This window comes from Clostridium bornimense (genome assembly GCF_018917145.1).
Taxonomy (GTDB): domain Bacteria; phylum Bacillota; class Clostridia; order Clostridiales; family Clostridiaceae; genus Clostridium_AN; species Clostridium_AN bornimense_A.
The window spans coordinates 1-9,511 of the sequence record NZ_JAHLOD010000076.1; the positions used below are offsets into that span (position 1 = coordinate 1).

At 26.1% G+C, this 9,511-nt stretch carries 7 protein-coding genes and 1 pseudogene; 3 read left to right on the top strand and 5 right to left on the bottom strand.

The features are described from left to right. Positions 1–229: 229 nt before the first annotated feature. Positions 230–3,439, bottom strand: a complete 3,210-nt coding sequence (locus KQI30_RS15775) for a DEAD/DEAH box helicase (RefSeq protein WP_367397870.1) — start codon at positions 3,437–3,439, stop codon at positions 230–232. A gap of 91 nt (positions 3,440–3,530) precedes the next feature. Then, the gene (locus KQI30_RS15780; RefSeq protein WP_216464305.1) at positions 3,531–4,628 is read right to left on the bottom strand and encodes a hypothetical protein; all 1,098 of its coding nucleotides are present in this window, start codon (positions 4,626–4,628) and stop codon (positions 3,531–3,533) included. Between the two features lie 287 nt (positions 4,629–4,915). Between KQI30_RS15780 and KQI30_RS15785 the strand changes: the two genes are divergently transcribed. Then, a complete protein-coding gene (locus tag KQI30_RS15785) occupies positions 4,916–5,509 on the top strand; it encodes a GerMN domain-containing protein (RefSeq protein WP_216464306.1) in 594 nt (197 codons plus the stop codon). Between the two features lie 69 nt (positions 5,510–5,578). Here the strand turns inward: KQI30_RS15785 and KQI30_RS15790 are convergent, their stop codons facing one another. Together KQI30_RS15790 and KQI30_RS15795 are read right to left on the bottom strand one after the other, a co-directional pair. After that, entirely contained in the window at positions 5,579–5,776 is a 198-nt protein-coding gene (locus KQI30_RS15790) for a hypothetical protein (protein ID WP_216464307.1), read from the bottom strand. 20 nt (positions 5,777–5,796) lie between these two features. Next, complete coding sequence (locus tag KQI30_RS15795) at positions 5,797–6,471, bottom strand: tetratricopeptide repeat protein (protein ID WP_216464308.1); 675 nt, start codon at positions 6,469–6,471, stop codon at positions 5,797–5,799. A gap of 299 nt (positions 6,472–6,770) precedes the next feature. Between KQI30_RS15795 and KQI30_RS15800 the strand changes: the two are divergent. Beyond that, positions 6,771–7,670: pseudogene (locus KQI30_RS15800) on the top strand (trans-sulfuration enzyme family protein); the annotation flags it as partial. 108 nt (positions 7,671–7,778) lie between these two features. On the opposite strand, the gene srtB reads toward KQI30_RS15800, so the two are convergent. Beyond that, on the bottom strand, positions 7,779–8,510 hold the full coding sequence (gene srtB, locus KQI30_RS15805; protein ID WP_216464309.1) for a class B sortase: 732 nt from the start codon (positions 8,508–8,510) through the stop codon (positions 7,779–7,781). Positions 8,511–8,751: 241 nt separating this feature from the next. Here srtB and KQI30_RS15810 point away from each other — a divergent pair, with 241 nt between their 5' ends. Next, positions 8,752–9,264 (top strand): zinc ribbon domain-containing protein, encoded by a 513-nt coding sequence (locus KQI30_RS15810; protein ID WP_216464310.1) that lies wholly within the window; start codon positions 8,752–8,754, stop codon positions 9,262–9,264. The last annotated feature ends 247 nt before the right edge of the window (positions 9,265–9,511 follow it).

A 9,511-nucleotide genomic window follows, 5' to 3' on the forward strand; every position in this document is an offset into this window, starting at 1 on the left:
CAATATCCGATACCAGAAAATAAGAGAATACTTGCTTATAAAGCAGAGTTAGAAGCAAAGAAAAAAAGAGCATCATGATAAATGCGACTAACAACGTAGTCGCATAATCATATATCTTTATTTATTTTGATTGTCTACTTGACAGGAGTCAGATCAGTTAGCAATAGTTCTTTTATTCAATTTACATGTAAAATATTGAAAATACATTATGTTGAAAATATCATCTTTATTAAATATCAAACTCCAACATTTCCATAAGCTTTTTACTATCTAGCTCTTGCAGAAGATTTTCACTACTACTACCTTCATCTATTACTTTTTCAATAAGCCTTTCTTTATCTTTTTGTAATTTAACAATCTTTTCTTCTATAGTTCCTCTTGCTACTAATTTTATAACTTCAACAATATTTTCTTGTCCTATCCTATGTGCCCTATCAGTAGCTTGATTTTCAACTGCTGGATTCCACCATGGATCAAAATGCACTACTACATCCGCTGATGTTAAATTTAATCCTGTTCCACCAGCTTTCAAACTTATAAGAAATACAGAATTATCTCCATTATTAAAATCGTCTACTATAGCCATTCTTTTTTTTGCTGGTATAGATCCATCTAAATAGCTAAAATCTATCTTTTCTCCTTCAAGCCTCCTTGCAATACTTAAAAGAATTGCAGTAAATTGTGAGAATACTAATATCTTATGTCCTTCTTCTATAGCATGATGTAACAACTCCATTAAAGCTTCAATTTTCCCACTGCCTCCATCATAATCACTTATCGTAACTGATGGATCTAATGCTATTTGTCTAAGTTTTGTTATATATGATAGTATTTCAATTTTACTACTTTCAAACTCACCGTCTTTTACCTTTTTTTCAATAAGTTCTGTTGCATATTTACTATATACCCCATAAACCTTTTTCTGTTCTTCTTCTAATTCAACTTCTACTATCTTTTCTATTTTTTCTGGTAATTCTTTTACTACCTCAGATTTTTTTCTTCGTAATATAAAAGGTTCTATAAGTTTGTTTAATTCTTCAATTACCACTTTATCTTCTCGAAGTTTTTTATGATATCTAACACTAAATGTCTTCTCATCATATAAATATCCCGGCATAATAAAATCAAAAATAGACCATAATTCCATAAGAGAATTTTCCATCGGTGTACCTGTAAGTGCAAATCTTACTTTGGCTTTGATAGTTTTAACCATCTTTGAATTTTGCGAATGAAAATTTTTAATATATTGAGCTTCATCTAATATGAAATAATCAAATTCCATAGATTTATAATAATCAATATCACTTTTTAACAAATTGTATGTAGTGATGATAACATCATAATCATCACTTTTCTTTAACATTTCTTTCCGTGTATCCTTATCTCCATTATTTATAGCTACTTTTAATGTTGGATTGAACTTTACAAATTCATTTTTCCAATTATATATAAGTGATGTTGGAGTAACTACAAGAGATTTCTTCCCTTTTCCAGCAGAAATAAATGTTATAGCTTGTATTGTCTTCCCAAGCCCCATCTCATCTCCTAGTATCCCCCCAAATCCTAATTCCTCTATTGTTTTCATCCACTTAAACCCTATAACTTGGTATTCTCTAAGTACTCCATTTATCTCTTTTGGAACCTTAAACTTTTTATCACCTATAACTTCAAACTTTTTCTTTAATTTGCTTAATTCCGGCTTACCTTTAATATATTTTATATTATTTTCTTCTAAATAATTATTTAGAAATATTCCTTTATTTTTAGGTATACTTATTTCATTTCCTTCTATATCATATGGAGCAACTGCATCTAATAACTTTAAGAATCTTCTCATCTCTATTTCTTCTATATCTAAAAATTCACCATTATCTAGCTTATAATACTTTACATTATCTCTAAAAGCTCGCAATATATTTTTTGTTTCACCTTCAGATATATCACCTAATTTAAACTTCATCTCAAAATAATCATATTTTCCTGCTGCTATTTCTCCACTTATGAATTTACTTCCAATAGATTTTATACCTTTAAAGTTTTCTGAATAATAAACTTCTCCTATATCTTGAAGTATGTTTATTTTATATTTAAAAAAGTTAAATATATAATCATCACCGTATATAATGTGAAATTTATTATTTATAACTTCAAATCCTAATGTCCTTAAAGTGCCAATGACTTTCTCTTCACTTTTTTTATCTCTGTATATTATTTTTTCTTCAAATTCATCTAGTATATTAAACTGATACATTCCATAAGTAACCTTAAGTGTCAAAGTTACTTCTTCATTTTCTCTATCAAAGTAAAAATTAAATTTTACTGGCTCATCTACAATTTTATCTTGAACCTTTTTACTTAATGAAAGATTTTTAGTTATTTTCTTTATACTAGGAATAAGTTCTCTTAATACCCTCTCTTCATTTTCAATTGGAATAGTTATAACATCACATTTACTAAATATCTTTAAATAATTACTTATACTATAACAAAAATCATATGGTGGTACTATTATTGTTGTTCCATATATAAAGACATTACCATTGTCATTTAATGGCACCGCCATACCACTTGGACATTTTAATACATATTTATCCCCTATAAGCTTCATATCAAAATCTATCATAGGTATATCAAAGGAAATCTCTCCATCCACAGGTCTATTAAAAAATCCTTCATTAAGATACACTCTATGATTTGATATAACTTTGAAAAAATCTCTTAAAAAATAATCTGGAATATATATGTACTTTCCTAAAATAATTTTCTCCTTGCTACTACTTTCTAACTTTTTTAACATTTCTATAAATTCTAAAAGCACCTTATCTTTTGTAGATAATCTTTGTTTATTTAAATTGAATGAAAAATTTTCACTATATTTAATAGGAATTTTATTATACACTGCAACTAAAAATTGATTTATATCCCTTAAAACATAAAGTTTATTTGAAGATAGGTTTTTAAGTCCAATTTTAAACTCTACAAATATTTTTCCGTTCCATCTATCTTTATTTATATATACTTCTATCTTCACCTCTGGCATTTCTTTTTCTTTTGGTAAAAGTAATGCTAATGCATCTACATTAACTTCATCAACGATTTTTGTATCTTCCTCCCCTATTTCTTCTAATGCCTTGTAAAATGTTCCAACTACATGCTTGCAACTATAATTTTTCCTTAATCGTCCATTATTTTTATAATCTGCACAGGTACAATATGTATATAAAATTTTGCCACCTTTTATATCCATTTCAATAGTGGTTTTATATTCATTAAATAAATTTTCTGAAATTACATTTCCATCAATACATATAATATTTTCTTCATCAACTATATCTATAGATTCTACTAAATCATTCTCAAAAACTCTTTTTCCCTTTATATGATTTTCTCCAATAGTATCCCTATTAAACATCTGTAGTAATGAGGATTTTTTCATCATAACTTATCCCAACCTTAAACTTTATTAACTAAATATGATTTTACTACAAAAAAAGAGCTGCCGCACTTTTTTTGTGCTACAGCCCATTATCCTATGCTATTATACTATTATAATTTATTAATGAAAACTCACTATTGTCACTTATAATAATATTTTTATCATCATATACTGATAATAAACATTTATTTGAATTTATGCGATACTGATGGATAAACTTATCATCTTCTAACTTGTATACTAAATTTTCTCCACAAAAACTCTTAACCGCCCATATGTTTCCATCAATATCCTTATCGAAATCTTCTGCTGCAAAATTATAATTTTTCTCTAATTCATATTCATTATTATTAATATTATATTTAGACATCTTTCCATTTAAATAATTAACAACATATATGCTTTCAGATTCAATTATAAAATTTTTATTTACCTCTATCTTATTCTTTGGCATTATATTTTTTAAATTAATATTGCCTTTACTTATAATGTTACCTTCTTTAATTCTTATTACTTCTTCTTCGTATTCATTTTTATTTTCTATAATACTTAATGTATTATCAACATCATAATTTACACTTAATATATCTTTTTCAGATATATATGAAAAATCTTCGCTATAAACTCCAGTAATCTTTTTTTCTTTTCTTATATTCTTATCTAATAACCTAATTGTGAACCATATACTATACTTACCATCTTTGGAATATACTCTTTTTAATTTTGCATTTCTTATTCTATATATACTATAGCTCTCTACAAACTTAATATTTATAGCATCAATAATATCCTTTTTTATTTTTTCCTCATTTATTTTTTCTACAGCCATTACCTTTTCTTCTTCAAAATCAAATACAAATTCTTCTTCTGAATCTTCAATTAAGTTTTCTCTGTTTACGCGTGTAAAATATAATTTATTATTTACTAATTGAAAATCACCAAATTCATACCCGTTCATTATTTCACTTGATTCATTATCTTTTAATAATTCTAAGAATGTTTCAACTTTATCATCTAATTTGTATTTTTCTTTTATAATAATTGATTTATTTTTATATACTATTGTATCTTTAATTGTAATAGTTTCTTCATTTACTCTTGAACTACCTGCTAGTTCTTTTATATTTCCTAATTTGTTTATTGGTAATAAAGACATTAACTTTAGTGATATTTTCCCCTTATTTTTTTTCATATCTCTCACCCTCACTGGTTTTTTATCTTTCTTTACATTAATTATGCCATTGAGAAATTCCAATTTCTACACTTTTTCGTATCATCTTACTTTTGTGTCTTATTCAATCAGTTTTGTGTCATCATTAACATTATGATAATAAAATACTATTTTAAGACGGTTTTATTTACTTTTTATACACTTTGTGTTATAATTTATGTTTATGTTTAATTCAACAAAAAAATTAGTTCTATATTGAAAAAAACTCTTATATAATAGTACAAAGCATATTATATAAGGGGTTTTTTATGAGAAGAAAATCAATTTCTTTATTATTAATACTTTCGATATCCATCTCCTTATTAGGATGTGGAAATAAAAATACTAAAGATTCTAAAACTAGTTCTAATATAGATCCTTTCACCATTGAAACTTCTAATAAAGACAATAACAATTCATTGATAGAAGAATCTAACGACCCTAATGTAAAAACCCAATCTGTAAGGCTCTATACATATAATTGTATTGATGACAAAATGACTTATCATGATGAAAATATTAAGGTTACCAATGGCGCATTGGTTAAAGCTATAGTTAATGCTCTTAAAACAGAAAAGGATAAGGATACACTAACTCTTTCATCCAATGTCACAGTGAACAGCGCTAAATTAGAAAATGACATCTTAAGTGTAGATTTTGGTGATAATTTTATAAACACTATGAACTTAGGTTCTACTTCTGAGTTAATGCTTTTAAAATCTCTAGTAAATTCTTTAGGATATAATTTTAATGTATCAAAAGTCTACATAACAGTAAATGGAGAAAACTACTCTTCAGGACATATCTTAAAAACTGATAAAGAAACCTTCTCTGTAAACTATGATAATTGTGTAGAATATTAACGATAATAGTTGTAAATCAAAAATGAGGTGCCGCACAACTCCTTTGTGCGACACCTCCCTTGATATATCTTATAAACCCTTTATTTTTGCTCCATACATCATAGATATTTTTCTAACATTACTGGAAGCTTCCAAAATATCATAACCTCTTTTTACGTTGTCATCTTCTTTACTTTTATTTAGGTAGTTATTTAAGCTTTCCATATCGAATGGAGTTGATAAATTATTTGTTAAGTTATTAATATATATATTACCATTATTAATCATCTTTTTTTCCTCCAATCTAATTAAATACTCATTTCAATATTTTCTTCTAATCTATTTATGTAATTTATAGTTGATTTTATATCTATATCTTTTTTAGCTACTAAAGAAATCATTTCACTTACAATTACATTCTTATTATCATAAATTTCTCTTGAGAATAATAAACTACTCGCTTCTTCAGCTTTACCCATAGCTAACAATATTAAAGCTCTTCTTATAGCAAATATCCCATAATAGCAATTACTTTTTTCTATGGAATCTAATATCTTATTAGCTTCTTTGTAACTTCCATTAGTTATTAAGTAAGTAACATAATCTAACTTAAAACTTTCCAAGTTTCTAAACATACCTCTAGATTTAGCTAATAAAGTTTCTGCTTTTTCTATATTTCCTTTTTTCATTAAAGAATTAAACTTATAATGATATCCAATATAATCATTTCCATTATATCTTAAAAGTTCATCTATAATTTCTTCTGCTTTATCAACTTTATTTATATTATTATATATATGATAGAGTCTTTCTTTAGCTTCTAAATGAAACTTATCTATGCTCAATACTTTTTTGTACATATGTATAGCAAACTCATAATTCATTTGTCTTTCATAAGATATTCCTTTTTCAAAATAACTTCTTTTAATATTGAATTCTTTGTTAACTAAAAAACTATTGTACTGTAAGCATAAATCCTTCATAACTTTGTCCCCTACCTATGTTAATATTTTCTTTACATTCTAATTATCGCACTTTGTTTTATGAATTTCCATATTTTTTCCTATACATTACCTTTTTAATCGTATTTGAAATTTCTATATATTTTTTTCTTTTATGCTGTTTTTTTTAACTTTTGTGAATTTTATTTGACACTTATTGTCTTCTATTGTATAATGTTAGTTTTTAATTTTATTTTCCATAAACTGTTTACTTTTTGCACATAATGGTATATTGTATATATTATCAAGTATTCGTATCGCAATAGTCTGTATTTTTTACTTTTCTTAAATCAAAAGATCACGTAGTATGCTCAAAAATAACTTATCTAGCTGTATATAGATTGCTAACTGAATATCTTCCTGATAAATATGATATAGAATGTACTTTTGTAGATTCCTCAAATTTAGAAGAAGTAAAAACTGCTATAAGACCAAATACTAAATTAATTCATATAGAAACACCAGGTAACCCAGTTATAAATATCAGCGATATTGAAGAAATTGCAAAAATTGCTCATTCTAATAATGTTTTATTATCTGTAGACAATACTTTTGCTTCTCTATATAATCAACGTCCAACTTCATTAGGTGCAGATTTATCTATTGAAAGTCTCACAAAATATATAAACGGTCATGGAGATGCTATGGGTGGAGCTGTTTTAGGAAAAAAAGCTCTTATTGATAAAATTAGAAAAGAAGCAATGGTTAATCTTGGGGGAACAATAAGTCCTTTTAATGCATGGCTTATTATGAGAGGCGCTGTAACTTTACCTCTAAGTATGAAACAGCATAATAGTAATGCATTAAAAGTAGCTAAATATCTAGAGTCCTTACCTTTTGTTACTTTTGTATCATATCCTGGTCTCAAAAGTCATCCAGGTCATGAAATAGCAAAAAAACAAATGAAGAATGGATTTTCCGGTGCTCTTTCCTTTGGTATAGCTGCTGATTATGATACTCACAATGCTTTTGTTAGTCATCTCAAAATTATAACTTCTGCAGTATCTCTCGGTCATGACGAAAGCTTAATCGTATTCTTTGGTCCAAATGATGAACGTCAACATCTATATCCTAGTGAATTTTCTAACGGTTTCTTTAGACTTAGCGTAGGAATAGAAGATGTTGAAGATATTATAAATGATTTAGAACAAGGCTTTAGAAAGGTAGGATTAATCTATTAACATTTTATGATGGTAAATAGTTAAGGAGTTATCGTCAATAAATTTTCATTTATTAATACACGATAACTCCTTAGATTTTAAGTCGTAATTAACTTTTGATTATTTAGTTTATTCATTCACTAATGTAGCTACTACAATGGTTCTTGCTCCATCATATTCATAACTACAAGTATATAGTGTTATTATATTTTCATAATCAGTATTTTTGACCTCTTTTTTAAACTTAGACTTTTCTTTTATTTTATCAATATACTCATCATATTCTGCTGTAGAATTAAATTCATTCTTTAAAGCATGACTATTTTCATTTTCTACAAATACAGAGAATACTTCATATGTATATTCCATATTATTTTCTATAATTTTTATTTTGCCTTTTTTAAATTCATCAGCTTCTTTATATTTTGTTATCTTATTAAACATACTACCATTTTTCATATTATGTCCATAAAGTATAAGATTTTTATCACTTTCTACATCATTTCTGTAATCTACAAAAATGGTTCCTGATGAGCTTTTGTTTTTATAAAAATCATGATGTAAATAAAACTCATTGTCATCACCTTGTACAACAGGATAATCTATTCCAAACTCAGGAATACTTATCCATAGCTTATAATCAGAGTTTATTTCTTTCAATTTTTTATAATTGTCTTGAGTATCAGTATCTACACTAGTAGCTACCGCAGTATTTTCTGCTGCTGGCTTAAATTCTTCTACCTTTGAATAGGTTCTATCTGCTTTATAATATTGCCACCCTTTAATCCCTATACTTGTAGCACTAACTGAAATTATTCCAAGTAAAATAATATTTATAGCGAATCTTATTCCCTCTCTCATGTTACTCCCCTATTAAATGCATAATTATAATTTGATTATACTTCATATTGTCAGTATATATCAATATCAATAACTTATTCTTCTCCAATAAACTCTAAAATTAGTATATTTTCATTATAAAATAACACTTAATATTTTATAATATATTTGAAATTATTAATAGTTTTAATTTCCAGATAGCATTTTCTATTTTTATCCACATATACTATTATTATTTGTTAATAAATCGAGGTGATTAGTAATGACCAAACCTTCTATTATTGATAAATCAGAAGATTTGACTAATAAAATGAAATTAATAAAAAAAGAAATTTCTTTATACGAAAAAGAGATTTCCTTATTACAAATAAAAAAGAGATTTTTCCCTCCTAGTAAACATCTATATAAATTCATAGAAGTTACAAACTGGCTTCTAACAATAATATCTATAATATATTGGTTGAGATTTGTTCCATCTTCATATAATACTACAGGAAATTATTTGCGATTATTAATAACAAGTAGTCCTTTCTTATTCCTAGCAATAATTTTTAGAGATTGTTACAATCGCTGTATAAATAACGAAAACTATCTTTCTTTATTGCAAATAAAATTACTAGAACTTAATGACTTATTAGAGAAAGTAAAGAAAGATCAAGTAGAACTATTATTTTCTAAAGAATCAACTGATGAAGATTTTAAGGAATGTCCTGTTTGTTTAGAACTTGTACGCTCTAAAGCCAAGATATGTCGATACTGTGGTCATAAATTCTAACTTATTGATTAGATTATAATTTTTATATACTATCACATATAAGAAAAACTAGTGTATGGTGTGAGAAATTTCATAGGAATTTCTCACACCATACACCCTATAAAACTTAATAAAAAACTGCCACACTTTGATATGATACCTCTAAAGTAGACATGGTAAATAACCAAAATCTACTTTGGAGGTATTTTTTATGGGAAGACAATATAAATATTCTTTTGAAGATAAAATCAAGGCAGCAAAAGATTAT